Consider the following 26,385-nt stretch of genomic DNA (forward strand, 5'->3'; position numbering starts at 1 on the left):
CATATGGAGGACGTCCATCGTGCTGGGGGGGTGCCGGCGATCCTAAAAGAAGTGCATCGGGGTACCGGTTTACTCCATTTAGATCGTCTGACGGTCACCGGGACCACGCTAGGGGAATCCTTAAATGGGGCGGGGATCAAGGACGAAGAAGTAATTCGGCGTTGTGAGAACGCGCATTCTCAGACTGGTGGCCTGGCCATTCTCTTTGGCAATCTTGCCCCGCGCGGCTCGGTGGTTAAGACGGCGGGTGTTTTGCCTGGGATGCGTCGTTTTAGTGGCCCGGCGCGAATTTATGAATCCCAGGAGGACGCTCTGCGCGGTATCCTGGCACGAGAGGTTCAGCCTGGGGAAGTGGTGGTGATCCGCTACGAGGGGCCACGGGGTGGGCCGGGGATGCAAGAAATGCTTAGCCCCACCAGTGCAATTGTGGGTATGGGTTTGGGTGACAAGGTAGCCCTGATTACCGATGGCCGGTTCTCTGGGGGAACACGAGGCGCTTGTATTGGGCATGTTGCCCCAGAAGCGGCCGCGCGCGGCCCGATTGCCGCCTTACGTCCTGGCGACATTATTGAGATAGATCTGGACGCTCACACGCTGAATGTGCGCCTAAGTGATGAAGAGATCCAGCAGCGGTTGGCGGCTTTACCGCCGTTTGAGCCGCGAACCACCAGCAAATGGTTAAAGCGCTACGCCTACTTCGTAAGTGGGGCAGATCGTGGTGCAGTGTTGGAATACCCTGGAATTTAGTCATTTCTAAGAGGTCTTGTCAAAGGAGGAGCAGTTATGAAGCGGACAGGAGCACAAATCGTTTGGGAGGTGTTGGTGCGCGAGGGGGTTGAGGTTGTCTTTGGGTATCCAGGAGGGGCCAATCTTCCAATTTATGATGCGATGTTGAACTATCCGGTGCGCCATGTGTTGGTGCGACACGAACAGGGAGCGGCGCACATGGCGGACGGATATGCACGGGCGAGCGGTAAAGTGGGGGTGGCTTTAGCGACCTCTGGCCCAGGTGCTACCAATCTTGTGACTGGCATTGCAACCGCAATGATGGACTCATCCCCTACCGTTTTTATCACCGGACAGGTGGCTAGTCATCTCATCGGCTATGATGCGTTTCAAGAGACAGATGTGACGGGGATCACATTGCCCATTACCAAACACAATTATCTGGTCACGCGTGTAGAGGAAATCGGACCCGTTTTGCGAGAAGCCTTCTATATCGCCCGCACAGGTCGCCCGGGGCCGGTCCTAGTGGATATAGCCAAGGACGCGCAACAAAATAGCATGGAGTGGACATACGATCCTAAGCCTATTCAACTGCGAGGGTACCAGCCTTATCGCGTTCCAGATCGCGCTCGGATCATTCAAGCGGCGCAGTTGATTCGTGAAGCCAAACGTCCGCTCATTCTGGCCGGACGGGGGGTGCTACTTAGTCGTGCAATGGAGGAATTACGCGCTTTTGCCGAGCAGACCCAAATCCCAGTGGCGATGACCCTCTTAGGAATTGGGGGTTTTCCAGCGACTCACCCGTTGAACTTAGGGATGATGGGTATGCATGGACAAGCGTGGGTCAACCAGGCTATTCAGGAAGCCGACTTGCTGCTGGCCTTTGGCATGCGCTTTGATGACCGAGTAACTGGGAATGTTAAGACCTATGCAACAGGCGCGCGCAAGATTCACGTAGACATTGATCCTACAGAACTCAACAAGAATGTCAAGGTGGATGTTTCGGTAATTGGTGACCTCCGCGAGGCCCTGTGCCTGCTGTTGGAAGAAACTCCTGCGCTTGAGCACTCCGATTGGCTAGCCCATATCGAGACCCTGCGCCACGAGGCGGCTGATGAAGATATCCTCAACCTTGTACCGGGAAACGGCAAGCTTTATGCAGCACATGTTATTGATGCGCTTTGGCGCTTTACTCAAGGAAACGCCATTATCGTGACTGATGTGGGGCAGCACCAGATGTGGGCAGCGCAGTATTACAAACAAGATCATCCCAACCGGTTTATCACCTCGGGAGGACTGGGAACCATGGGGTTTGGGCTACCAGCGGCTATCGGAGCAAAGATTGCCTGTCCAGATGCTGAGGTCTGGGCAGTTGTTGGGGATGGGGGGTTCCAGATGACTGCTGCTGAGCTCTCAACTGCAGCCCAAGAGGGCGTGAAAGTGAATGTGGCGATTATCAACAACGGTTATCTGGGCATGGTACGCCAGTGGCAGGAGCTGTTCTATGAGCGACGTTATGCAGCGACCCCAATGCGTAGCCCTGATTTTGTAAAACTTGCCGAAGCCCACGGTCTGACGGGATTGCGGGTCACTTCTCGAGATGAAGTGAATACGGCGTTGCAGCGTGCCCGCGAGATTGAGGGTACAGTGGTGATTGATTTCAGGGTAGAGCAAGAAGACAACGTGTACCCGATGGTACCCGCTGGCGCTGATTTGCATGCCATGATTCGGCGACCACTGGTCAACCGCATGATCGAGACAGCTGAAGACGAGATTTGATTGGGAGGGTGTGATGCAACACATTATTGTGGCATTGGTGGAAGACAAACCAGGGGTGTTGAATCGGGTGGCTTCTCTGTTTCGGCGGCGCAACTTCAATATCGAGTCTCTCACAGTAGGTCACACCGAGCAGCCGGGAATTTCCCGTATGACAATTGTGGTGGATAGTGATAACGTCAATGCAGAACGATTGACGGCGTACCTCTACAAACTCATTAACGTTATTCAGGTTTCAGATCTCACCTCCGTACCCAAGGTGACTCGGGACCTGGCATTGATTAAAGTGAGAGCCACGCCAGAAAACCGTGGACACGTCATGCAAATTGTCGAAGTGTTTCGGGCTCATGTGGTGGATGTGGCTACGGACTCCATGATTGTAGAAATCACTGGAGATGAGGAAAAGATCGAGGGATTTCTAGAGGTGCTCCGCCCGATCGGAATTATTGAAATGGTGCGTACCGGCGTGGTCAGCATGGCGCGGGGGAACATGCCCTTGTATGCCAATGGGAACGGATACCACGCTTCACCAACCTATGCTGAATAACCCAACTTCATTGTTTCAGGAGGTGCTCATATGGCCAAGATGGATTTTGCGGGGGTTCTGGAAGAAGTAGTAACGCGTGAGGAGTTTCCCTTGGAAAAAGCGCGGGAGGTCTTGAAAGACGAAGTGGTAGCCGTGCTAGGATATGGCGTGCAAGGGATGGCGCAGTCCCTTAACATGCGTGATAACGGTATTCGGGTTATTGTGGGGGTAAGACCAGGTGGGCGATCTTGGGAGAAGGCTCAGAAGGATGGCTGGGTGCCAGGTGAAACCCTTTTCTCCTTGGAGGAGGCAGCGGAACGTGGCACTATTGTGCAGTATCTGGTTTCAGATGCAGCGCAGAAGCAAATGTGGCCCAGAATTGAGCCCTGCCTGAAGCCCGGTAACGCCCTCTATTTCTCGCATGGGTTTTCCATTGTGTATAAGGACCAAACAGGGGTGGTACCTCCATCCTACGTGGATGTGATCATGGTAGCCCCCAAGGGTTCAGGCACCAGTGTGCGAGCCAACTTTCTGGCCGGAAGTGGTATCAATGCCTCGTTCGCGGTTGCGCAAGATCATACTGGGCGAGCCCGTGAGCGCACGTTGGCGCTGGGAATTGCGATTGGCTCGGGTTATCTTTTTGAAACCACCTTTGAGCACGAGGTGTATAGTGATCTGACTGGGGAGCGAGGGGTTTTGATGGGCGCTCTGGCGGGGATCATGGAAGCGCAATATCAGGTTTTGCGTGCGCACGGACATTCCCCATCCGAGGCTTTCAACGAGACCGTTGAGGAACTCACTCAAAGCCTGATTCGTTTAGTGGCGGAACATGGCATGGATTGGATGTATGCCAACTGCTCTACTACAGCGCAACGCGGAGCATTAGACTGGCGCCACGAATTCCGCCGGGTGACTTTGCCAGTTTTTGAGCGCCTATACCAGTCTGTGGTATCCGGTGAAGAAACGCGAATCGTCCTAAAGGCAAATAGTGCTCCGGATTATAAAGAGAAATTGGAAGCTGAATTGCGTGAGATGCGGGAATCTGAGATGTGGCGCGCAGGGGCTAAGGTGCGTTCGTTGCGACCCGAGAACTGGAAAACCGCCGAAAAGCAGGTGGCGAGTACAGCCTCTGTATAGGGATTTTATGGAGGTGTTGAATGAGTGAAGATTATGTTCGCATCTTCGATACGACATTGCGCGATGGAGAACAGTCCCCTGGGGCAACCATGACCAGTGCCGAGAAGCTCGAGGTTGCACGAGCGTTAGCCTCATTGGGTGTGGATATTATCGAAGCGGGTTTCCCGGCTGCTTCTCCCGATGATTTGGAGGCAGTGCGTCGCATTGCCATAGAAGTGGGCAATGCTGATTACAACGGAAAGACACCGGTAATCTGTGGTTTAGCGCGCGCTTCGGTCAATGATATCGATAAGGCTTGGGAAGCGGTGCGTCATGCTGCTAAGCCACGCATTCACGTTTTTCTAGCCACCTCTGAGATTCACATGAAGTATAAACTGCGCATGACACCTGAGGAGGTGGTGCAACGGGTACGTGAGATGGTTGCCTATGCCCGTCAGCTATGCCCGGATGTGGAGTTTAGTCCTGAGGATGCTGGGCGGAGTGATCCGGAGTTTCTTTACTATGTGTTAGGAGAAGCCATTCAAGCCGGTGCAACCACGCTGAATATTCCTGATACGGTGGGCTACACCACACCGGAAGAGTTCGGCGCACTAATTGCGGGTATTATTCGCAATACGCCAGGGATTGAGAAGTGCATTGTTTCGGTGCATTGTCACAATGATCTGGGATTGGCGACCGCAAACACCCTTGCTGGCTTACGCGCAGGGGCACGTCAGGCCGAAGTAACCATTAACGGAATTGGTGAACGAGCTGGGAATACAGCCCTAGAAGAGGTTGTGATGGCTTTATACACCCGGCGACAGTTCTATAACCTGCGCACCGGAATTGATACGACCCAAATTTATCGGGTGAGCAAACTGGTCAGCAATTACACGGGCATTCCGGTTCAGCCTAATAAGGCAATTGTGGGCGCCAATGCCTTTGCTCACGAGGCAGGAATTCACCAAGATGGCATGCTTAAGCACAGCATGACCTATGAGATCATTCGCCCTGAAACCGTGGGCGTTCCCCAAACGCGTCTGGTTTTGGGCAAGCATTCCGGTCGTCACGCATTGCGTGCGCGCCTAGCTTCCCTGGGTTATCGGTTGAACGACGAAGAGCTGGATCAAGTTTTTGCACGGTTTAAGCATCTGGCGGATCGTAAGAAGGTCATCACCGATGCTGATCTGGAGGCATTGGTTTCTGATGAGCTCTACCAGCCTCGGGAGTTGTTTGCTCTGGATGGTCTGCAGGTGACCTGTGGCACGATGGGGATGCCAACCGCTACGGTGCGTTTACGTGACCCTGAGGGGCACTTGCGGGTGCAAGCAGCTATTGGCACCGGGCCTGTAGATGCAACTTATAAAGCCATTGATGCAATTGTCGGGGCACCTAATGTTCTGCAAGAGTTCGTTATTCACGCGGTCACCGAAGGGATTGATGCGCTGGGTGAGGTGACGGTTCGAATTGAAGCCGGTCAGGGACTTCTACCCAGTGATGGGGATACGGCAACTGACTACCCGCGTACGTTCGGTGGGTATGGGGCAGATACAGATATTGTGGTGGCCAGTGCCAAGGCGTACCTATCGGCATTAAACAAATTGTTGGTTGCTAGCGGGCAGTATGGCCCGGTGGAAAAACCATCGGCCGAAACGGTTGGTTAGATTTCAAAATCTTTGCCAAAGGAGGTATAACATGAATCCGCGACGTTTGAGTTCTGAGAATCCTGGTCCAGCCGGATACAGTCATTGGTTCAATATGCCTCGCACCATTCCGGGGCGATGGGATATGAGTGCTTATCTCAACCCTCCTCATCCGCTCAACACTATGGCGGATATGAATGGTACGGCTTTTGAACAATCTTTCGCATCGAGTGTGGTAACCAATGATGACACCGAAGACGTTGTTTGAAAAAATCTGGGAACGGCATGTCGTAGTGGAGCCCCCCGCGTCGCCTGCGGTATTGTATGTGGATCTCCATCTTGTGCATGAGGTAACCTCTCCCCAGGCGTTCAGTGCCTTGCGCGAGAAAGGGCTACGGGTTCGGCGACCAGAACGCACGTTTGCAACGGTAGATCACGGTGTGCCGACCCTCCCACCGCCGGATGGGCGTCCTGAAGGGCGCTTGGCGTTTGCTGACGAACTGAGCCGACGGCAGATCCGTCAATTAGAAGATAATTGTCGTGAGTTTGGCATTCAGTTGATGGGATTGGATAGCCCTTATCAAGGTATTGTGCATGTTGTTGGTCCGGAATTGGGGTTGACCCAACCCGGGTTAACCATTGTCTGTGGGGACAGCCATACATCTACGCACGGGGCTTTTGGGGCTCTGGCTTTTGGAATTGGCACTAGCGAGGTTGAGCACGTTTTAGCCACACAATGTCTGTTGCAGCGCCGCCCCAAAACCTTTCTTGTGAATATGGAGGGCTACCCGAGTAAAGGAGTGACCGCAAAAGATATGATCCTGGCCTTAATTGCTCAGATTGGCACGGGCGGGGGCACTGGTCACGTTTTGGAGTATGCCGGCCCGGCAGTTCGTGCGCTTTCCATGGAAGAACGCATGACGTTGTGTAACATGTCCATTGAAGCTGGGGCACGGGCAGGCATGGTAGCCCCAGATGATGTGACCTTTGAGTATCTTTTTGGGCGGCCTTTTGCACCTAAGGGTGAGGCTTGGGAAAAGGCAGTGGCCTACTGGCGCACCTTGCCGAGCGACGAGGGAGCCGTCTACGATAAGGTGGTCACTCTGGACATAAGTGATCTAGAACCGATGATCACCTATGGTACGAATCCGGGCATGGGAATGCCCATAACGGCGCGCATTCCGGATCCGACCACTGTCACTGATCCTGCGCAACGGGCGGCCCTGGAAAAGGCCTTGGCGTATATGGGGTTGCGCCCTGGTGAGCCCCTGGTAGGGCATCCGGTGGATGTGGTCTTTATCGGTTCATGCACCAACGGGCGGCTGACAGATTTACGCCAGGCAGCCAGTTTGCTCAGAGGCCGCAAGGTGGCTCCTAATGTGCGGGTGCTGGTTGTACCGGGTTCCCAGCAAGTCAAGCGAGCGGCTGAGGCAGAAGGTCTGGATCGTATTTTCAAAGAGGCGGGTGCGGAGTGGCGTGAGCCGGGTTGCTCGATGTGCATTGCGATGAACGGGGATGCGCTTCAGCCAGGGCAATATGCTGTGAGCACCAGCAATCGTAATTTTGAGGGACGCCAGGGACGTGGTGGTCGCACGTTCCTTGCCAGCCCGCTCACGGCAGCAGCAACAGCCATTAATGGTGTGATTACGGATCCCCGTACGTTGCTCTAGGAGGTAAAGAAACCATGGAAGCCTTCCAATGTTTGACCTCGCGGGTTGTGGTTTTGCCGGTTGATAACATTGACACGGACCAAATCATCCCGGCGCGTTTCTTGAAGACCACAGATAAAAACGGTCTGGGAGCCAGCCTCTTTGCAGATTGGCGCTATCTTGCGGATGGACAACCTGATCCCGCATTTGTCTTGAATCGCCCTGAAAGCGAGGGAGCCCAAGTGTTGCTGGTGGGGGATAACTTTGGTTGTGGCTCCTCTCGCGAGCATGCGGCGTGGGCCTTGCTGGGGTGGGGGTTTCGAGCTGTGATCTCCACGTCATTTGCAGATATTTTTCGCAATAACGCGCTCAAAAACGGTCTGTTGCCGGTGGTTGTGACACCAGAAGTGCACCGCGCACTTATACGCACTTTTACACAGGATCCTGCTCAGACATTAACCATTGATCTTGAAACTCAAACCCTGCGTTGGCTGGACCAAGCGGTGCAGTTCCCCATAGATCCTTTTTCAAAGGATTGCTTGTTGCGCGGTGTTGATGAATTGGGTTATTTGCTCAGTTTGGAAACCGAAATTACGGCCTTTGAGGCCAAATATCTTACTGGGTAAGGAGTAGCGGCCATGATCCAGATCTATGACACCACCTTGAGAGACGGTTCACAGCGTACCGACATCTCGTTCTCTATTGATGATAAGTTGAATATTGCGCGGCGTTTAGATGATCTGGGCGTGGCGTTTATTGAAGGAGGCTGGCCCGGCTCTAACCCTAAAGATGCCGAGTTCTTTCGCCGTGCTGCGAATATGGAGTGGCGCTATGCTAAGATTACGGCTTTTGGGATGACCTGTGCGGCTGAAAAGCGTGCCGATGAGGACGAGAACATTCGTGCTTTGCTCGAAGCCCAAACCCTCTATTGTACTGTAGTAGGTAAATCCTCACTGCTGCATGTTCATGAGGTCATTCGTACCACGCCTCAGAACAATCTACGGATGATCGAGGAGAGCGTGGCCTATTTGGTGCAGAATGGACGTAAGATTATTTATGATGCCGAGCACTTTTTTGATGGGTATAAAGAAGATGCTGAATATGCCCTTGCGACCCTAGAGGCAGCTTTGCGAGGGGGCGCAGAAACGTTGGTCCTGTGTGATACGAACGGCGGTACTCTGCCTTGGGAAGTGGGGGAAATTGTGCGTGCTGTGCGGATGCGTTTTCCCACAGCCCAGTTAGGCATTCATGCCCATAATGATGGTGAGTGTGCAGTGGCAAATTCCTTGGTGGCAGTGCGCGAGGGGTGTATTCAAGTCCAGGGGACGATCAATGGATATGGAGAACGGTGTGGAAATGCCAATCTGTGCTCTATTATTCCCGATTTGGAATTGAAAATGGGTCTGAAGGCTTTGCCGGAGGGGCATCTTGTCAAATTGACTGATCTCTCACATTATGTGGCCGAGGTTGCCAATCTGGCTCCTGATGAGCACCTTCCCTATGTTGGACGGGCAGCTTTTGCCCACAAAGGTGGCATCCATGTGGCTGCGATGCGACGTACTTCGCGCTCTTATCAGCATGTTGATCCTGAACTGGTAGGCAATCGCAGCCGGGTAGTCGTTTCGGAACTCTCGGGACGTGGCAATCTACTCAGCAAGGCCGAAGAGTATGGCCTGGATCTTGATAGCACGTTTGATGTAACCTCGGCCCTGAAAGATCTGAAATCCATGGAAGCGCAAGGTTTTTCCTTTGAGGCGGCTGAGGCTTCGGTGGTGATGATGTTGCGCCGGCGCCAACCGGATTATCAGCCACCCTTTGAGTTAATTGATTTTACGGCCAGTGTTGAGCATCGCCAAGGACGAGGGATGATTGCTGAGGCAACCGTCAAAGTGCGTGTAAATGGTGAGGTTATCCATACCGCTGCGGATGGTAACGGGCCAGTGAATGCATTGGATCGGGCGTTGCGAAAAGCCTTGCGCCCATTTTATCCCGAAATTGATCACTTTCATCTAAAAGATTACAAAGTGCGAATTCTCGATGGTAATCATGGCACGATGGCAACCACGCGAGTGCTAATTGATACTAGTAACGGGGTGAGCCAGTGGAGCACGGTCGGGGCGTCTACCAATATCATTGAGGCTTCCTGGCTGGCGCTGGCGGATTCCGTGGAATATGGACTCTGGGAGTTAAGCAGGAGACAAACGCATGAGAGCTAACATCGTTCTCTTGCCAGGAGATGGCATTGGGCCGGAAGTCGTTAGTGCGGCGGTACAGGTTTTGGAGGCAGTTGGACAACGTTTCGGGCATACCTTTGAGTTCTCTGAACACCTAGTCGGTGGATGCGCCATTGACCAGACCGGAAGTCCCTTGCCTGAGACAACACTCGACGCCTGTCGCGCTGCGGATGCTGTGTTGTTGGGTGCAGTTGGGGGGCCAAAGTGGGATGACCCGCGGGCGTCAGTGCGTCCAGAACAGGGACTGCTGGGATTGCGTAAAGGGTTAGGAGTTTTTGCAAACTTGCGTCCAGTGCGGGTCCATCCTGCCCTGATTGAAGCATCGCCACTAAAGCCAGACCGGTTGGAAGGTGTTGACTTAATCGTGGTACGTGAACTGACCGGTGGTTTGTACTTTGGCCAACCCAAGAAGCGTGAATGGAGCGATGGTCAGTACCATGCAGTGGACACCCTGGAATATTGCGAATCTGAGATTGAGCGTATCGTGGATCTAGCGTTTCGTCTCGCACGTCAGCGCCGGAAAAAAGTGAGCTCGGTGGATAAGGCCAACGTGCTGGAATCATCACGTCTGTGGCGGGAGGTAACCAATCGAGTGGCTCAGCGTTATCCTGATGTCACCTTGGAGCATGTTCTGGTGGATACTGCTGCGATGCGTTTGGTAACTTCTCCCCGGTCTTTTGACGTCATCGTTACCGAAAATATGTTTGGGGATATTCTCACCGACGAGGCAGCGGTGTTGGCGGGTTCAATGGGTATGCTTCCTTCGGCATCGCTAAATGGTCGGGAGGGGGGGCTATATGAGCCTATCCATGGCTCAGCGCCGGATATCGCCGGTCAGGGGATTGCTAACCCTATTGGTACGATATTGAGTGCGGCCATGCTATTGCAGTATTCACTGGGGCTGGAGCAGGAAGCCAAGGCGATTGAGAGGGCGGTGGATCGGGCAATTGCTGAAGGGGCTCGTACACGGGATTTGGGTGGATACTTGAGCACAACCGCGATGACCCAGGCGATCATCGAGCGGTTAGACTAAATCTAATTCCAATGTGGAGGAATCATTATGGCCGAGTCACGTTATATCTGGTTGGATGGTCAACTCGTGGAATACGAGAAGGCCACGGTCCACTTTCTCAATACAGCGTTGCACTACGGCTTGGGGGTATTTGAAGGTATTCGTTGTTACAGCACCCCACGCGGTCCGGCCATCTTCCGGTTGAAAGAGCATATGGAGCGGCTGGTTAATTCGGCCAAAATACTGGGATTTCGCACCCTACCTTTTACTGCCGAGCAACTGGGGGAGGCGTGTAAGGAAGTGGTGCGGGCAAACGGCTTTGAGGCGTGCTATATTCGCCCTCTGATCTTTCACGAGAGTGATAAACGTGATTTGAACTTGGATAGCGGAGTAGCACGGGTTGGCATTGCGGCCTGGGCATGGGGGGCTTACCTTGGGGAGGATTCCGAGGAAAAGGGGGTGCGGATGAATGTTTCGTCATACACCCGTCATCACCCCAATGTGATGATGACCAAGGCCAAAGTTACAGGAAACTATGCCAATAGTGTTTTGGCCAAAACCGAATCGGTACGGTTAGGTTTCGATGAAGCGGTTATGTTGGATCCCCAGGGCTATGTAGCGGAATGCACGGGGGAAAACCTTTTCATTGTTCGCAAAGGAGTCATTTATACTCCTGGAACCTGGGCCGTATTGGAAGGAATCACGCGCGATTCGCTAATCGTGTTAGCCAGGGATCTCGGTTACTCGGTGGTGGAGACTCAGATCAGCCGGGATCACCTTTATATTGCGGATGAAATGTTTGTGTGTGGAACGGCGGCGGAAGTAGTACCGGTCACGGAGATTGATTTTCGGGTTATTGGCGATGGGAAGGCTGGGCCAGTGACCCGCGCTTTGGCCAGAGCGTTCCGCCAGGTAGTTGGGGGAGAACACCCGCGTTCTGCTGAATGGCTAAGTTATGTAAATGGCTAAGTTATGTAAGTGGATAGGCTGCCTGTATCTATACATCTGATCGCAAGAGCGCCCTGATGCAGGGCGCTTTTATTTCGTTTGATTGGGGATTAATCGGGGTTTTATTGGTTTTTTATCCGTTGTTTATAGTTTTGCAGAGGCCCGATTTGTAAACTGCTATTGGCCGAAAAAGGGATTAGCCAATTTCGAGGCCTTAGAAGCAAGATCATGGTGGCGTTTGGGCAAAATTGAGGGAGCAATGGAGACAATGGGCGGGCTGACTTTTGCAGGACTCATTCTGCTGGTGGCATTGCTGACGTTGGGGATTGTGTACCTTGTCTTCCGGAGGGGAATAGCGCTTCGTCTTAATGCAATTGTGGTGGGCATGACCTCGCTTGCAGCCACAGCGGGTTTCATCCTAGGAAAGCAAGGGGTAACCTTTGTTGGATTAGGGCTGGCAGTCGTGCTGGTAGCGCCTGCCTACTTATTGTTATTGCTGGCTTTAAGGCGCATTGTGATGCCCATTCATGACGTGGCACAATCTGCGCTCCAACTGGCGCAAGGGGATCTTGGACAGGATCGTTCAATCGAGGGATGGGATGAGATTCGGGATTTACTTCACGCCCAGCGCCAGATACGGGAATATCTACTGCAGATTAATACAATCGCAGAGAAAATTGCGGGGGGCAACCTGGCATTAGATGTCGGTGCACGTTCCGAGAACGATGCTATTGGGCAAGCCTTGGTACGGATGGTGAGATCCCTGCGCGAAACCATCAGCAAGATGACCCAGAATATTGATCAGATCAGCCGGGAGTATGGCAGCATTGCTTTTGCGGCTGATCGGACCAATCAGGCAACGCGTGAAATTAGCGAGAATCTGCATCATGTAGTTCGGGATACCAATGAGCAGATCGAGCGTTTACAATCCACCTTGCAGGCAATTGAACAGATGGCGTTGGCTATTGATGGTGTAAGCAAAGGGGCTCAGGAACAAGCCCTAGCAGTGGCCGAGTCGTCGCGGAGGATGCAACAGATTACCGAGAAGATTCGACTTGTTGCGGAGCGTGCGCATTTGGCAACCCGAGTTACCAGCGAGGTTTCAACTTCAGCCCAGCATGGCTCGCGGATCATTCGTGAAAGCATTGAGCGTATGCAGCGGATTGTGGAGAGCACCCAGCGTGTGCGAGAGAAGGCCGAATGGATGGGGCAAAATACACGACAAATTGGGATAATCCTTGAGACCACTCAGGAACTGGCTGCGCAGACGAATCTCCTGGCTCTAAATGCGGCCATTGAGGCCGCCCGCGCTGGTGAGCAGGGCAAGGGATTCGCAGTAGTGGCTGATGAAGTCCGCAAACTGGCTGAAAAATCGGTCCAGGCAACCAAAGAAATTGCAGGGTTGATCCATAGCATTCAAAAATCTGCATCTGAAATGGGTGTCGCCATCCAGGAGCAAGGGACGGAAATTGATGCAGGAGTGCAACAAAGTCTTCACGCGGATGAGGCCCTGGAAGCCATCTTAAAGGGGATTGATCAGATTGAAAGTAGAATCCAGGATATTTCTCAAGCCACCGATGAAATCAACGATGCCACACGCGGCTTGACAGCGGCGATGGAAACGGTCTCAGCGGTTGTAGAAGAGAATACGGCCGCTACTGAGGAGCTTGCTGCCAGCGCTTCGGAGGTGACATCTACTGTTCGAGTCTATGCCGCCACCAGTGAGCAAAACTTAAGGGTACTCAATTCCGTGGCGCAGGCTTCAGAGCAGATTCGCGATCAGGTTGCAGCGGTTACTTCATCTATCCAGCGGATGAGTGAACAGACGACTCTTTTGCAACAACAAATTGCTAGAATTATCACCCAACAGGTGAGCGGCAAGGTCAGCCGAGGGAGCGCTTTAATTGGACGGCTGGATTTTGTGCGTGAGAAGTACGGACAGGTGGCTCTGGATCAAGTTATTCGCCGCCTGCCGGCTGACATTCAGCAGATTTTGCGTGGGAAGATTGAGCCTGAAGGTGAATACCCACCTGAAGTGTTAGGGGCACTCACGGCAGCCATCAAAGAGATTCTGGCGGGAGGCAAGGACGATATTCTGCGCGAGATGACCCGTTACCGGGCTAAATATGATATTCAGCCGGGGGCTGCGCTGGCAAAGTATTTCAAGCCCGGTGATCCCGGCTACATCATTCGTCGTATGGACTTATGCTTGCGCCATAATTGGGGCGATGGGGTGGTTGTGCGTATTTTTGATTTGGCTGAGAATCACGTGCGCATGGAAGTGGATATGGGGAAGAAACAGCCGCGTGAACGGTGTACGTACAACCATGTAGGTTGGATGGAAGGAGTCATTGAGGCTGCAGGGGGGATTCCCTACATTCAAAAGACGCGTTGTATGTATAATGGAGATCCTTATTGTGAATATGATGTGCGTTGGGAGATGGCAACTGTTCCCTCTAAACAGGGAGAATCGCTTCGATGGTAGTTCCTTTGCCCCTTTCACTGTGAACGTTGACAATTCCTCCGAACATCCGCGCTCGCTCGCGCATACAAGTAATGCCAAAGGAATGCTCAAATTGAGCCTGGCTGTCGAAGCCAACTCCATTGCTTATGTTGAGCCGGGGGCGTTTATTGAATTAATGAAACTTGTGAATTGGGCGTTTATTGAACACATGAATCCAGCCAAGCATAAGGCAGGTACCGGTGTCTCAAATGATAATCCTGATTGTTTTTGAAAGCCCAGATTGGGTACGGTGGTCAAGAGGATTGGGTGTAAAATCATAAGGGGGGTAAGACAAGCGCAGACTGTGTTGGATAACACACTGATTTACCTAATTCACATAATGGAGGAGAAATTTATGAAAACGGCAAAATGGCTTATCTTGTGGTTGGTTGTGGTCGCGTTGTTGCTCGGGGCATGCTCGCAAGCCACCGAGACCCCCAAAGCCGAAGAGAAGCCCTTTAAAGTAGCGTTGATCCTGCCCAGCACTATCCGAGATTTGGAATGGAGCCAATCGCTTTACGAGGGATTGCTAAAGGTTCAGCAGGAGATGGGGGGACCCGGAAAACTTGAAATCGCCATTTCCGAGGATGCCTGGGATGTTACTAACGCGGCTGCCGCAATTCGTGATTATGCCAGCCAGGGCTATAACCTGATTATTGCCCACGGTGCCCAATATGGCACTTCTCTGCAACAAATAGCCCCTGAATTCCCACAAACCTCGTTCGCTTGGGGAACTACCACTCAGACTTACAAGGATGAGGGCATTAACAACGTTTTTGCTTATCAACCCCAAGCCCAGGAGGGGGGATATGTTAATGGGGTGATTGCCGGTTTGTTGACCAAAACAAAGATTGTTGGTGTCACTGGCCCCATCGAAGCCGGAGATGCTCGCTTATATAACCTGGGTTTCGAAGCCGGGGTGAAGTCGGTGGATCCTACCATTCAGGTCAATATCAGTTATACGGGTTCTTTCTCAGACGTGTCGTTGATGTCGGCGGCAGCGGAAACGCATGTCCGGGCGGGTGCAGATATATTGACCGGCACCTCACAGTCGGTTACGGGGGCGATTAGCGTGGCTAAGCAACATGGCATCCTGTGGCTTGCTTCTGCCTGGTATCAGGATTCGTTAGCGCCTGACACAGTAGCCGCTAACTTAATCTACCGATGGGAGGTGATTCTGCGGGATATGATCGAAAGCAATAAGGCGGGTGTACCAGGTGGAAAGGTTTTCTATCTCTCGTTTAAGAACGGTGGTCTTGAGATGGTTTATAACGACAAATTGGTACCACCTGATGTCAAAGCCAAGGCTGAAGCCACCATCCAGGGGATTAAGGATGGGAGCATTGTAGTTGAGGTGAAGTAGAAAGTGGGTGTTTAGGGTCTGCTAGTAAGGAAGCCCCCGCGTTAGAAGTGGGGGCTTCCTTTCCAAGGAAGAGCAAGGCGGAATCTAATTCACCCTTCCAGAGGCGATAACCTGATGATACCAGTGAGCACTACGTTTCATGATACGCATTTGGGTGTCAAAATCTACGTAGACGAGGCCAAATCGCTTCGTGTAGCCATGAGCCCACTCAAAATTATCCATGAGCGACCAGACAAAATAGCCTTTCAAAGGCACACCTACTTGAATTGCGCGCCAGGCTTGGGTAAAATGTGCACGTAAGTAATTAATCCGCCGAGTATCCTCAATGGCGTCTTCTATCAGGGTATCTGGATAGGCGGCGCCGTTTTCTGTAATATAAATTTCTGGAAAACGATACTCATAGGTGAGACGCGTTAGCCAGTCGAACAGGCCTTGAGGATATACCTCCCAGCCCATTTCAGTCACTTCGGCTTCAGGGGCCGGTGGGACGGGAATAGGCGTGAAATCCGCTCCCTCAGCATTGCGGGCTTCTACGATTTGTCGGCTGTAATAGTTCAGTCCGATAAAGTCAATGGGAATGGCGATAGCCTCAAAATCACCAGGTTTGACAAAGTCCATGGAGTAATTGAAAAACTGGATCACGTCAAGGGGGTAACCGCGGGCAACCAGAGGATCAAGCATCCAGCGATTGCGATAGCCGTCCAGCAACCAGGCAGCATAACGGTCCGCAAAGCGAGGAGAGGCAGGGGTCATAGGGACTAGATCTAGGGTGATTCCCACGTTTGCCTGAGGAGAATTACGCCGAATCACCGGTGCGCTCCAACCATGCGCAAGCAAGAGATGATGTGCAGTGCGTAGCATTTCATCCTGATTCTTGTGGCCAGGGGCATGTTCGCCGATCAGGTGCCCCAGCCACGCCACGATGAAAGGCTCGTTGAGGGTTATCCAGAATTTGACGCGATCCCCCAAGACGCGGCTTACCTGGTCTGCGTAATTTACAAAAGCCTCACTCGTTTCCCGGTTAGGCCATCCCCCACGATCCTGAAGGGCCTGCGGAAGGTCCCAGTGGTAAAGGGTGACAAAGGGCTCAATGCCTGCTCGGAGAAGTCCGTCTATGAGGCGCTGGTAAAAATCTAGACCTTTGAAATTTACTCTACCGGTTCCCTCTGGAAAGATTCGGCTCCAGGCTATAGAGAAGCGGTAGGCTTTCAAGCCCATGGCTTTCATCACATTAATGTCTTCCTGCCAGCGATGATAATGATCACACGCGATATCACCATTCTGGTTTTGCCATATGTTGCCAGGTTGATGAGCAAAGGTATCCCAAATGGAAAGCCCTTTACCATCCTCGTTCCAGGCACCTTCGATCTGGTAAGCCGAGGTCGCGGCGCCCCATAGGAAATCTGGTGGAAATTGAAGAGGTTGGGATTCAGTGTTGAGGGAAGTAAGGAGGGAAACTTGCGTCTGGTCGCTCATGGGAAAACATCCTTATTAGAGACTCTGGTTAGATTTTGGGAGCGCTCTCAATATATTGGGCATAAAAAGCCGTTTTAGGGGCGGCTTTTGAGGAAAAAATAAGGATCTTTAGGAGCGCTCTCAGTTCTAATTATAGGGGTTTTGGGGCGAAATGCAAGGGGAAGTCCAGCTTTTTCCGAAGTCTTGACGTTTCTGCCTTGTCTTCATTATAATTCGGCGGTCATTAATGATCGGGAGCAAGTAAAAGATTAGGAGATTAACTATGGTGCCTTTACCGAAGCGAAAACTTTCTAAAGGACGACGGGATCGGCGGCGTGCGCATGACGCTCTGAAAGCTACGAATCTGGTGCAATGTAGTAATTGCGGGGAATTACGCCTACCTCATACAGTTTGCCCCAATTGTGGCTATTATCAGGGCCGAGAAGTTATCAGCCTTGAGAAAGAAGCCAAAAAATAAGCGTGTAATTGGCTGGTGGACAAGAGCGCGACCTTCAATTGGGCCGCGCTTTTTGTTGTTACAGCGCCCGCGCTAGCATAAAACCTAAAATCGCAATAATTAGCCCTAGGTGTAGCAGGAGGTGGGTCTGAGCCACCCACCCATCGGTGAGAAACCGGACAAGCAGGTTAAGGATGATCAATCCCAGGCCAACGAGTGGGAGAAGCCCTTTGCGGGCTGCCAAGAATTCGGAAAGGCGATCAAGAACCCGAGAGATCAATGTGTTCATGAACGTCATCCGGTTCGGTCACAGTTTTAATGCGACGGGTGAAAGGCTGAAAGCGAGCAATCAAACGGCCCGGTAATAGACCCCGAATGGTTACATAACCGTCATGGTGGGTGACGCGCTCAACCTTGCCGTGCTCGTGGAAGAGCGAAATCATATGCCCTTCGGTATAGGGGATGTGCACTGTCATCGGAGCGTAATCTTCGAACAGCGTGGTCTCAATTGCCTGCAGCAATTCGGGCAGGCCTTCCCCGGTAAGCGCAGAGATGGGCACTGAGTGCAAGAAGGTACTCGAAAGTGCTTGAATCGCAGAGGGGTTGGGCAGACGATCAATCTTGTTCAGTGCCGTGATCATTGGGATGTCCCCTGCGCCAATGTCTTCGAGTGTTTGTCGAACTACTCTCCACTGCTCTATGGCATTGGGATGGGTGACGTCAAGCACGTGAACTAGGAGATCTGATTCGGTGATTTCTTCTAGTGTGGCTCGAAAGGCGGCGATAAGCTGGGTAGGCAGCTTCTGGATGAAACCGACAGTGTCGGTGAAGAGAACGATATGTCCACCGGGAAGCTCTACGCGCCGCGTGGTAGGATCAAGGGTGGCGAATAATTGGTCTGCCACGAAAACCTGCGCATGAGCCAATCGATTCAGCAAGGTAGATTTCCCAGCGTTGGTGTAACCTACTAGGGAGATAACCGGCACCTGGGATTTGCGCCGTTGTTGACGGTAGCGCTGGCGATGTGCGCGCACTTTTTCTAGTTCGCGCTTGAGAAAGGCGATGCGGCGGCGGATTTCGCGGCGATCCACTTCCAGCTGAGTTTCACCAGGCCCACGTAGCCCCACCCCACCCTGGCTTCCGGTACGACCTCCGCCGCCACCGGTTTGCTGGGCTAGATTGGTCCAAGCGCGAGTCAAGCGGGGCAGACGGTACTCATAAAAGGCCAATTCAACCTGTAAGATGCCCTCACGGGTGTGGGCGTGACGGGCAAAGATGTCCAGGATCAGCGCTGTACGATCCAGCACCCGCACCTGATTGCCAAATTGTTCCTCCAGCTCACGCTGGTGGCGGGGTGAAAGCTCGGTATCGAAGATCACTATATCTGCAGCAGTTTCTTCCAATAAAATCTTTATTTCCTCGACCTTGCCTTTACCGATCAACGTGTCAGGATGCGGGCGATCAAGGCGCTGATAGGTTTCTCCAACCACCTCCAGGTCGGCAGTTTGAGCCAACAAGCGCAATTCAGCTAGCGAGTCCTCCAAGGGAAGCGGAGTGGGCTCGCTGCGGATTTCGACTCCTACCAGGAAGGCGCGCTCGCGTGGAAAACCTGTGGGTTCCGGAATTTTAGGGCTCATATTTCCATTATACTAGGCCCTTTGAATCCATGAAAGCAGGCGTTGCATTGCCTCTTCTAAGCGCTCTGTAGGCGCTCCTAGCGAGATGCGCACGTAACCTTCACCATACCGCCCATAGACAACCCCAGGGGTAATGCTGACACCAGTGTCTTCGAGCAGACGTGTGCAGAATTCGGTGCTATCGCTGAAGCCAGGAGGAAGATGCGCCCAAACGTAAATGGCGGCAGCGGGAGGTTCAACGCCAAAACCAGCCGTTCGCAGAGCCTCAACAACCAGGTCACGGCGCTGTTCGTAAATCTGGTTGCGCGTTTCAATCCAGGATTGATCACCCGTGAGCGCGGCTATCCCAGCCAGCAAAATGGGCTGAAAGTGTGAGGAGTCCACCTGACTTTTGTAGACATGTAGATATTGGATGATGTGAGGGTTGCCCACTGCCATACCTACGCGCCAGCCAGCCATGTTGTAGGTCTTAGAAAGCGAGTTAAACTCAATGGCTACTTCTTTGGCGCCTGGAATCTGCAGGATGCTAGGTGCCTTGTATCCGCCAAAACAAATATCGGTATAAGGCGCATCAAAGGCGATCACAAAGCGGTGCTGTTGTGCCAAAGCAACCACGTGTTCAAGATATTCATAAGAGGCGATCGCACCTGTAGGATTATTAGGGTAGTTTAGCCATAAGATTTTGGCCCGGTCGAGAATTTCAGGGGCGATCTCATCTAGCGCGGGTAGGAAGTTGTTCTCGCGCCTGAGAGGCAGTTTGATAATTGTTGCTCCAGCGATTAAACTGGCCGCTTCATATACAGGATAGGCCGGATCCGGTACTAGAACCAAATCACCTGGGTTCAGCAAGACCTGTGCTAGGTTGAAGAGGCCTTCCTTGGAGCCGATCAATGCTAGGGTCTCGCGCATGGGATCCAATTCGACATTGAAGCGTCGGCGGTAGTAGGTAGCAACAGCTTCTCGGAAGGCGGGAAAGCCTCCATTGGGTGTGTAGCCATGGGTATCAGGTCGGCGAGCATTTTCTACCAGTGCTTCAATGATAAAGTCGGCAGGCGGCAGGTCAGGGGAACCCATGTCAATGCGAATCACGTCCACCTTGCGGGCCTTTAGTTCGGCAATTTTCTGGTTTAGACTGGCGAAGAAGTAAGGTTTGAAGGAGGCAATACGGTTAGCGGGCTGGATAAAAGAGGCGCTCATAGCTAAACTACTCAGAAGGGGATTGGGGTTGGGTGAAAGAAGCAAAGATATCGGCCACACGGCTCTCCAGCGAAGGATGACGCTTGGGGATCAAAATATGAAAGGTAGAACCCGGACAGCGTATCTCATCGTGTCCTTCTGATTCTACCCAAATTGTGCCACCGTGGGCTTCGATGATGCCTTTGGCGATCGGCAGCCCTAAGCCAGGGCCGCCTCCTTTGAACTTTGTTTTGCCACTGGAATGCAGAGCCACATTGCCCACACGTGAAAACTTCTCAAAAATGATGCTCTGATCATGCGGGTCAATGCCAATGCCAGTGTCGGTGATGGTGACTTCGACAAAGCCGGGCAGTTCGCGACCACTAACCTCGATTTTTCCGCCGTCCGGGGTAAATTTGATGGCGTTGTTCAGCAGATTGCGAAAGGCCTGTAGTAGTCGTTCGGGATCTCCCATCAGTACTTCATGGCTCCCCGGAAAATCGTGAATTTGAAGGATTTGTCGTCTCTCCTCGATAGCGGGCTGAAGTTCGCGTTCGAGAATGGCGAAAAGATGATTTAACCAGATGGGCTGGAAGTTAAGCGAAAGGAGTTGGTTGTCAATAAGGGACACATCAATCATGTCTTCAATGAGGCCTCGCAAGCGCCTGGCGCCGTTCTCTATTCCATCCAGCAGGAGGGAGAATTCGGCAGTGTTAGCATCTTGTTGATGTAGCCCCTCGCGGAGCATGGCGGTGTAACCTTCTATCAGTGTCAAGGGCGTTTTCAACTCATGGGCTGCAATAGCGATGAAATCGGACTTGCTTTTATCAAGGCGTTCCAGCCGCTGCTGTACCTCATTCAGGCGATTTGAGATATAAGTGATTTTGGCTTCAATCTCATGTTGAGCCAAACGCTCGTAAGCATAATTGAAACAGGGGAGAAGCGCTCTAAACATCGCCAACGCTTCAAGGGGGGTCAGATGGATCATGAGCGCCTCAAGGGATGAAGTGACTAATACGCTCATGAAACGCATCAGGTCACTGGCAGTGCTTTCGAGGTCAGTCTGAGTCAGTGAGGACGCCCACTGGGCCAAGATGGGATCCAGAAGATCGACCGCTTCTCCCTTCAGGATTTGAGTGGAGGCATGCACAAATTCGCGAACTTGGTGGTGGAGATTCTCGCGTGTGGATGCACTCTGACCGACCACCCGAACTGTGCGCTCAATCCACTCGGTTTGAATAAGTCCCCAGGATACCGGAAGGTCTTTCATGAGATCAAGTTTAAGCGAGGATGCGGCTTTTGCCAATTGCCTCATACGCCATCAGCGTTGGGTAATCCAATGATACAACGTGCGGCCAATAACTTCCAGACTGTAGGGTGAAACTTTGTCGGGAAGGTCTTGGGTAGTGTGCCAATAGGGGTAGTCAAAATCAATCAAATCCACAGCGGGGATTCCCTGCTCTAGAAAAGGCACATGATCATCTAAAATGGCCTGACCATCTAAGTCTAAAAAGTGCTCCTGATAGCCCAGGGAGTGGGCAACAGCCCAGATTTCACGTATCAATTGGGGGTCAGAATGGCGTTCTTTGAGCAAGTTAAGATGGGCATCGCCGATCATATCCACCACAACCACAGCGTCCGGTCGTCCCCCAAGTTGTGAAACGAAGTAGCGCGAACCCATAATCCATTCCCAGCCGGGAAGGCCTCCCTGGTCTTCGGCGTCAAAGAACACCAGCCAGATGCTTTTGTTAAGGTTGGTAGGTAACGTACGCGCCAGTTCGAGCAGTACGGCCACCCCGGAAGCTCCGTCATTAGCGCCAGGTACCGGCTGGGTGCGATTAACGGGGTCGGGATCCTGGTCAGCAAGCAGGCGAGAATCGTAGTGGGCAGCTAGGATGATCCATGTGCCTTGCGTGCCCCGTTTGCCGATTAGATTAGTGATGGGTTGCCCGTTGTAAGTGCCCGATTGCACCTCGACTGTCCAAGCGTTTGCGCGCAGGGTCTTCACAATGTAATCCTGAAGGGCAGCGTGAGCCAGGCTGCCAGGGGTACGCGCTCCCAGCGCTACCTGGTCTTGCACATCACGGTAGGCGCGCTGGGCATTGAAAACAACGGCGGGTTGGCTGGCGCTTAAAATCCAACGCCCAATGATCAATGCACCCGCTACCAGGAGGAGTGTCAGGAGGAGACGTAAGCGATAAATCCGGGGGGGCATGGTAATCACCTCAATACAGCGAGGGGAGTATGACCTGAGCGCGTTCGGGGTATTGACGCAACCAGGTGCTCATATTCTCCAAGGCACGCATGGCCAGAGTCTGGTGTCTTTCTTGTTTGCCCCGTGGGGGATGATCCAGGTCGGGCAATAAACCAAAATTGGCTTTCATGGGCTGGAAATCTTCAAGGCGAGCCTCGGTGATATAGCGGCATAGTGCCCCCAGCATGGTGGTGGGCGGAGGGACAACCGGCTCGTTTCCCCTCAAGAGGCGCACTGCGTTCCAGCCAGCCAGCAGGCCGGTGCCAATGTTTCCCATGTAACCTTCCACGCCGGTAATCTGGCCGGCAAACAGGATCGTTTGATGCTGGCGCAATTGAAGAGTGGGGAGCAAGAGACGCGGAGAGGCGATGTAAGTATTACGGTGCATCTGTCCATAGCGAACAAACTCCGCTTGTTCTAGGCCAGGAATCATGCGAAAAACCCGCTTTTGCTCGGGGTAGGTTAGGTTCGTTTGAAATCCTACCAGGCTGTAGAGCGTACCGTGCAAGTTGTCCTGGCGTAACTGGACTACAGCATAGGGTTGTTTCCCCGTGCGTGGGTCTGTTAAACCAACTGGGCGCAATGGCCCAAATGCCAAAGCCTTCTCGCCACGTGTGACCAACACCTCAATGGGCAGGCAGCCCTCAAAGTATTTATCAGCGCCGGCTTTGACCCCACGTTCAATGGCTCTCTCGAAATCGCGCAGGGGGATGCGTTCTGCGTGTACCAGCGCGTCCACAAAGGCTTTGTATTCGGCTTTAGTCATCGGGCAGTTGATGTAATCCCCTTCTTCTTGCGCCCCGCGCCCGTAACGCGAGCCTTTGAAGGCAATTTTCATGTTGATGGAATCGGCTGTAACGATTGGGGAAATGGCATCGTAAAAGAAAAGATAGTCTTCGCCGGTCAAGCGTTGAATCTCCTCTGCCAGAGCGGGCGAGGTCAGCGGGCCGGATGCAACTACGACCACGCCCTCGGGGAGGCGGGTTACCTCTTGGCGCACAATTCGGATGCGTGGATGCTGACTGATAATCTGGGTGACCAACTCGGCAAATGCATCTCGGTCAACGGCCAGAGCGCCCCCCGCCGGCACCGCTGTAGCCTCGGCACACGCCAGCAGTAGGGAACGCAACAGGCGCAATTCCTCTTTGAGCAGTCCTGAAGCGCGATCCAGGAGGCGAGATCCTAAGGAGTTGGAGCAGATTAGCTCTGCCAACTTATCTGTGCGATGAGCTCCGGTACTGACCAGAGGGCGCATTTCATAAAGAATAACCTCTGCTCCTAGTTCTGCAGCCTGCCAAGCCGCTTCGCTTCCGGCCAATCCACCACCTATAATGTGAACGACAGCCATAGGTTTATCTCGCTCCTCGGCGCCCCAATTAGCGCATGGCACAGGTTGTAGTGTTGATAGTATCTTAGGATGGGTGAATGTGTCAAGTCAACCTTGAACGATGCAAGTGTTAAGACCTATCAACTTGGTGCTGTTTGCGCTAGCGCAATCATGCATTGGGCAAAATGCTTTATTCTAACTTTTAGGTTATGGGTTTATCCTTGACCGCCTGGAAGCTCATTTCCACAAGGAGGCATAATGAAGCCACGCTGGATTCTCTGGGTTTTGTTGGGGATTGGAATGCTAGGATTGACGGCCTGTGCGGGTCGGCCTCAACCAACGCCGGCGCTCACCCCTGTGTTAGCAGAGCCCACGCTGACTGCTGGGGAAGATACTCTGGGATTGGCGATGGAGGGATTCAAAAAAGGGGGGTGTGGCGCTTGCCATGTGATTCCTAGGGTGCCAGGCGCACAAGGTACCATTGGGCCGGATCTGACGAACATCGCTGAGGTGGCTAAAAAGCGGCTGGAGTCGGGTGAATATAGCGGTAAGGCCAAGACCGTGCTTGATTATTTGCACGAGTCCATTGTGGATCCGGACGCTTTCCTAGCCCCAGATTGTAATGGAGTACCTTGTCAGAAAGGGCTGATGCCCGCAAATCTGGACAAGCTCCTAAGCACGGCAGAAATCGAGGCTATGGTTCAATATCTCTATCATCCACCGGAGAAGGTTGCAGAGCAAGAACTCTCTGCACCGACGCAAGCCGTTTCGGCGGCCGGCTCCTCAACCCTCTTAAGTGAGGAGGAGTTTGCCTGGGCCAAGCAGGTTTATTTTGAGCGCTGCGCTGGTTGTCACGGGACCTTGCGAAAGGGCGCAACTGGGCCGGCCCTCACACCTGATCAAACGCAACCCAAAGGAACCCTTGCTTTAGCCTCCATTATTTTCAACGGGACGCCCCGTGGAATGCCAGATTGGGGTAAGCAGGGTTTCTTCACCCAAGAACAGACGGAGATTATGGCCAAGTTCTTGCAAATGGAACCGCCCGCGCCGCCAGAAATGTCGCTTGAGCAGATGAAGCAGACCTGGAAGGTTCTAGTGCCTCCCGATCAGCGACCTACTCAGCCCCAAACAACACGCGATTGGCAGAATTACTTTGTGGTGACGTTGCGAGATGCCGGACAGGTAGCTGTGATTGATGGAAATACTTATGAAGTAGTGGCAAAACTCGATACTGGGTATGCGGTTCATATTTCGCGGATGTCAGCAACAGGCCGATATGTTTACGTTATTGGCCGTGATGGTCGTCTTTCGATGGTGGATCTTTGGCCTGAAGTGCCTCAAAAGGTCGCCGAGGTACAAACCTGTTATGATGCTCGGTCGGTAGAGGTCAGTAAATATAAAGGTGAATTGGGAGATTTCAGGGATCGTTATGCCATCGTCGGTTGTTATTGGCCTCCTCATTTTGTTATATTGGATGGGCAGACGCTGGAGCCTTTCAAAATCGTGAGCACGCGAGGATACACGGTTGACACGGAAGAGTACCATCCCGAGCCCCGTGTGGCCGCCATTGTTGCCTCGCACCTTAAGCCAGAGTGGATCGTCAACGTCAAGGAGATTGGTCAAATTTGGTTAGTGGACTACAGTGATCCGCATAACCCAACTATTAAGATGATTGAAGCCGCCCGCTATCTGCATGATGGTGGCTGGGATGCCACGAAGCGCTACTTCCTGGTGGCAGCCAATCAATCGAACAAGGTAGCTGTTGTAGACAGTTTGGAAGGCAAGTTGGTGGCTCTGATAGATACGCCAGCGGTCCCCCATCCAGGGCGAGGAGCCAACTGGGTGGATCCGCAGTTCGGCCCAGTCTGGAGCACGGCCCATCTGGGGGATGCGGCGATCACTACCATCGGCACCGACCCGGTCGGGCACCCACAGTATGCCTGGAAAGCGGTTCGCGAGATTGCGTTACCTGGTGCTGGCAGCCTGTTCATCAAAACACACCCCACCAGCCCATGGATTTGGGTGGATATGACCCTGAACTCCGAGCCACAATTGGCGCGTACCATCTGCGTGGTGGCTAAATCCGATCCTACTCGGCCGTATAAATGCTGGGAAGTGGCCGACTACGGGCGGGCTACACACTTTGAATACAATCGCCAGGGCACCGAAATTTGGGTGAGTGTATGGGGTACTGCGGATAAACCAGGCCAAACCGGCGAGATCGTCATCTACGACGATCGCACTTTGCAGGAGAAAGCTCGCATTCCTAACCTAGTCACCCCGACTGGTAAGTTCAATGTTTACAACACAGTGAATGACATTTACTGAGTGCCCGGTGTTTTGTGAAACAGAAGCGTGCTCCGGCCCCCGGCTGCCCTGAGGTACCGGGGGCTTGTAATTGGTTGGCAAAGTCCATGGTTGTTGTAGTTAAAGGGCTGAATTTATTTCCTGAGAACTAGAAACTGGCTGAGTTCTTGCCTCGCTGGAGGATGAGAAAAGGCATCGAAAAGCGCTGACCCGCGGTTTCTAAATCATGAAACCGATCCCCGTCATGGCTGTGAGTGTAGCAGATAAGCCCGATCA

The 26,385-nt window shown here is 52.8% G+C and carries 23 protein-coding genes; 16 read left to right on the top strand and 7 right to left on the bottom strand.

Annotated features, from left to right (window positions below; genetic code table 11):
- The 14 genes from Q0721_RS09195 to Q0721_RS09260 all read left to right on the top strand — a co-directional run.
- The coding region (locus Q0721_RS09195) for a dihydroxy-acid dehydratase (protein ID WP_299028667.1) at nt 1-747 on the top strand (747 nt) is incomplete at its 5' end.
- 36 nt (nt 748-783) lie between these two features.
- Nucleotides 784-2,505, top strand: coding sequence for a biosynthetic-type acetolactate synthase large subunit (gene ilvB, locus Q0721_RS09200; protein WP_299028670.1), 1,722 nt, complete (start codon nt 784-786; stop codon nt 2,503-2,505).
- A gap of 13 nt (nt 2,506-2,518) precedes the next feature.
- Nucleotides 2,519-3,049 carry an acetolactate synthase small subunit gene (ilvN, locus tag Q0721_RS09205; RefSeq protein WP_299028672.1) on the top strand — a complete coding sequence of 177 codons (531 nt, stop codon included), beginning with the start codon at nt 2,519-2,521 and terminating at the stop codon, nt 3,047-3,049.
- Nucleotides 3,050-3,079: 30 nt separating this feature from the next.
- Nucleotides 3,080-4,165, top strand: a complete 1,086-nt coding sequence (ilvC, locus tag Q0721_RS09210) for a ketol-acid reductoisomerase (RefSeq protein ID WP_299028675.1) — start codon at nt 3,080-3,082, stop codon at nt 4,163-4,165.
- A 20-nt stretch (nt 4,166-4,185) separates the two neighbouring features.
- Nucleotides 4,186-5,808: a 2-isopropylmalate synthase gene (locus Q0721_RS09215; protein ID WP_299028678.1), complete on the top strand. Its 1,623-nt coding sequence runs from the start codon at nt 4,186-4,188 to the stop codon at nt 5,806-5,808.
- Between the two features lie 31 nt (nt 5,809-5,839).
- Nucleotides 5,840-6,055, top strand: a complete 216-nt coding sequence (locus tag Q0721_RS09220) for a hypothetical protein (protein ID WP_299028681.1) — start codon at nt 5,840-5,842, stop codon at nt 6,053-6,055.
- Nucleotides 6,030-7,457: a 3-isopropylmalate dehydratase large subunit gene (gene leuC, locus Q0721_RS09225; protein WP_299028684.1), complete on the top strand. Its 1,428-nt coding sequence runs from the start codon at nt 6,030-6,032 to the stop codon at nt 7,455-7,457. Before Q0721_RS09220 ends, leuC begins: the two co-directional genes overlap by 26 nt.
- 14 nt (nt 7,458-7,471) lie before the next feature.
- Nucleotides 7,472-8,062, top strand: coding sequence for a 3-isopropylmalate dehydratase small subunit (gene leuD, locus Q0721_RS09230; RefSeq protein ID WP_299028687.1), 591 nt, complete (start codon nt 7,472-7,474; stop codon nt 8,060-8,062).
- Nucleotides 8,063-8,074: 12 nt separating this feature from the next.
- Nucleotides 8,075-9,652: a citramalate synthase gene (gene cimA / locus Q0721_RS09235; protein ID WP_299028690.1), complete on the top strand. Its 1,578-nt coding sequence runs from the start codon at nt 8,075-8,077 to the stop codon at nt 9,650-9,652.
- Entirely contained in the window at nt 9,642-10,703 is a 1,062-nt protein-coding gene (gene leuB, locus Q0721_RS09240; protein WP_299028693.1) for a 3-isopropylmalate dehydrogenase, read from the top strand. Before cimA ends, leuB begins: the two co-directional genes overlap by 11 nt.
- A 27-nt stretch (nt 10,704-10,730) precedes the next feature.
- Nucleotides 10,731-11,651, top strand: coding sequence for a branched-chain amino acid transaminase (locus Q0721_RS09245; RefSeq protein ID WP_299028696.1), 921 nt, complete (start codon nt 10,731-10,733; stop codon nt 11,649-11,651).
- 238 nt (nt 11,652-11,889) lie between these two features.
- Nucleotides 11,890-14,115 carry a methyl-accepting chemotaxis protein gene (locus Q0721_RS09250; protein WP_299028699.1) on the top strand — a complete coding sequence of 742 codons (2,226 nt, stop codon included), beginning with the start codon at nt 11,890-11,892 and terminating at the stop codon, nt 14,113-14,115.
- 91 nt (nt 14,116-14,206) lie between these two features.
- Nucleotides 14,207-14,365, top strand: a complete 159-nt coding sequence (locus Q0721_RS09255) for a hypothetical protein (protein ID WP_299028702.1) — start codon at nt 14,207-14,209, stop codon at nt 14,363-14,365.
- A 123-nt stretch (nt 14,366-14,488) separates the two neighbouring features.
- Nucleotides 14,489-15,496, top strand: coding sequence for a BMP family protein (locus tag Q0721_RS09260; protein WP_299028705.1), 1,008 nt, complete (start codon nt 14,489-14,491; stop codon nt 15,494-15,496).
- An 84-nt stretch (nt 15,497-15,580) separates the two neighbouring features.
- On the opposite strand, the gene Q0721_RS09265 is transcribed toward Q0721_RS09260, so the two are convergent.
- A complete protein-coding gene (locus tag Q0721_RS09265; RefSeq protein WP_299028708.1) occupies nt 15,581-16,972 on the bottom strand; it encodes a GH1 family beta-glucosidase in 1,392 nt (463 codons plus the stop codon).
- A gap of 265 nt (nt 16,973-17,237) precedes the next feature.
- Between Q0721_RS09265 and rpmF the strand changes: the two genes are divergently transcribed.
- Complete coding sequence (gene rpmF / locus Q0721_RS09270) at nt 17,238-17,429, top strand: 50S ribosomal protein L32 (protein ID WP_366519209.1); 192 nt, start codon at nt 17,238-17,240, stop codon at nt 17,427-17,429.
- A gap of 58 nt (nt 17,430-17,487) precedes the next feature.
- Here the strand turns inward: rpmF and Q0721_RS09275 are convergent, their stop codons facing one another.
- The 6 genes from Q0721_RS09275 to trmFO are packed head-to-tail and all read right to left on the bottom strand — an operon-like array spanning nt 17,488 to nt 23,823.
- Complete coding sequence (locus Q0721_RS09275) at nt 17,488-17,697, bottom strand: hypothetical protein (RefSeq protein WP_299028714.1); 210 nt, start codon at nt 17,695-17,697, stop codon at nt 17,488-17,490.
- A complete protein-coding gene (hflX, locus tag Q0721_RS09280; protein ID WP_299028717.1) occupies nt 17,669-19,045 on the bottom strand; it encodes a GTPase HflX in 1,377 nt (458 codons plus the stop codon). The genes Q0721_RS09275 and hflX overlap by 29 nt, the downstream gene beginning before the upstream one ends.
- Nucleotides 19,046-19,057: 12 nt before the next feature.
- Nucleotides 19,058-20,242, bottom strand: coding sequence for an aminotransferase class I/II-fold pyridoxal phosphate-dependent enzyme (locus tag Q0721_RS09285; RefSeq protein WP_299028720.1), 1,185 nt, complete (start codon nt 20,240-20,242; stop codon nt 19,058-19,060).
- 7 nt (nt 20,243-20,249) lie between these two features.
- Entirely contained in the window at nt 20,250-21,536 is a 1,287-nt protein-coding gene (locus Q0721_RS09290; RefSeq protein WP_299028723.1) for a HAMP domain-containing sensor histidine kinase, read from the bottom strand.
- A 6-nt stretch (nt 21,537-21,542) separates the two neighbouring features.
- Nucleotides 21,543-22,436 (bottom strand): M28 family peptidase, encoded by an 894-nt coding sequence (locus Q0721_RS09295; protein ID WP_299028726.1) that lies wholly within the window; start codon nt 22,434-22,436, stop codon nt 21,543-21,545.
- Nucleotides 22,437-22,446: 10 nt separating this feature from the next.
- Complete coding sequence (gene trmFO, locus Q0721_RS09300) at nt 22,447-23,823, bottom strand: methylenetetrahydrofolate--tRNA-(uracil(54)-C(5))-methyltransferase (FADH(2)-oxidizing) TrmFO (RefSeq protein ID WP_299028729.1); 1,377 nt, start codon at nt 23,821-23,823, stop codon at nt 22,447-22,449.
- 237 nt (nt 23,824-24,060) lie between these two features.
- Between trmFO and Q0721_RS09305 the strand changes: the two genes are divergently transcribed.
- A complete protein-coding gene (locus Q0721_RS09305; protein ID WP_299028732.1) occupies nt 24,061-26,130 on the top strand; it encodes a cytochrome D1 domain-containing protein in 2,070 nt (689 codons plus the stop codon).
- The last annotated feature ends 255 nt before the right edge of the window (nt 26,131-26,385 follow it).

The organism is uncultured Thermanaerothrix sp. (assembly GCF_938028735.1).
GTDB lineage: Bacteria > Chloroflexota > Anaerolineae > Anaerolineales > Anaerolineaceae > Thermanaerothrix.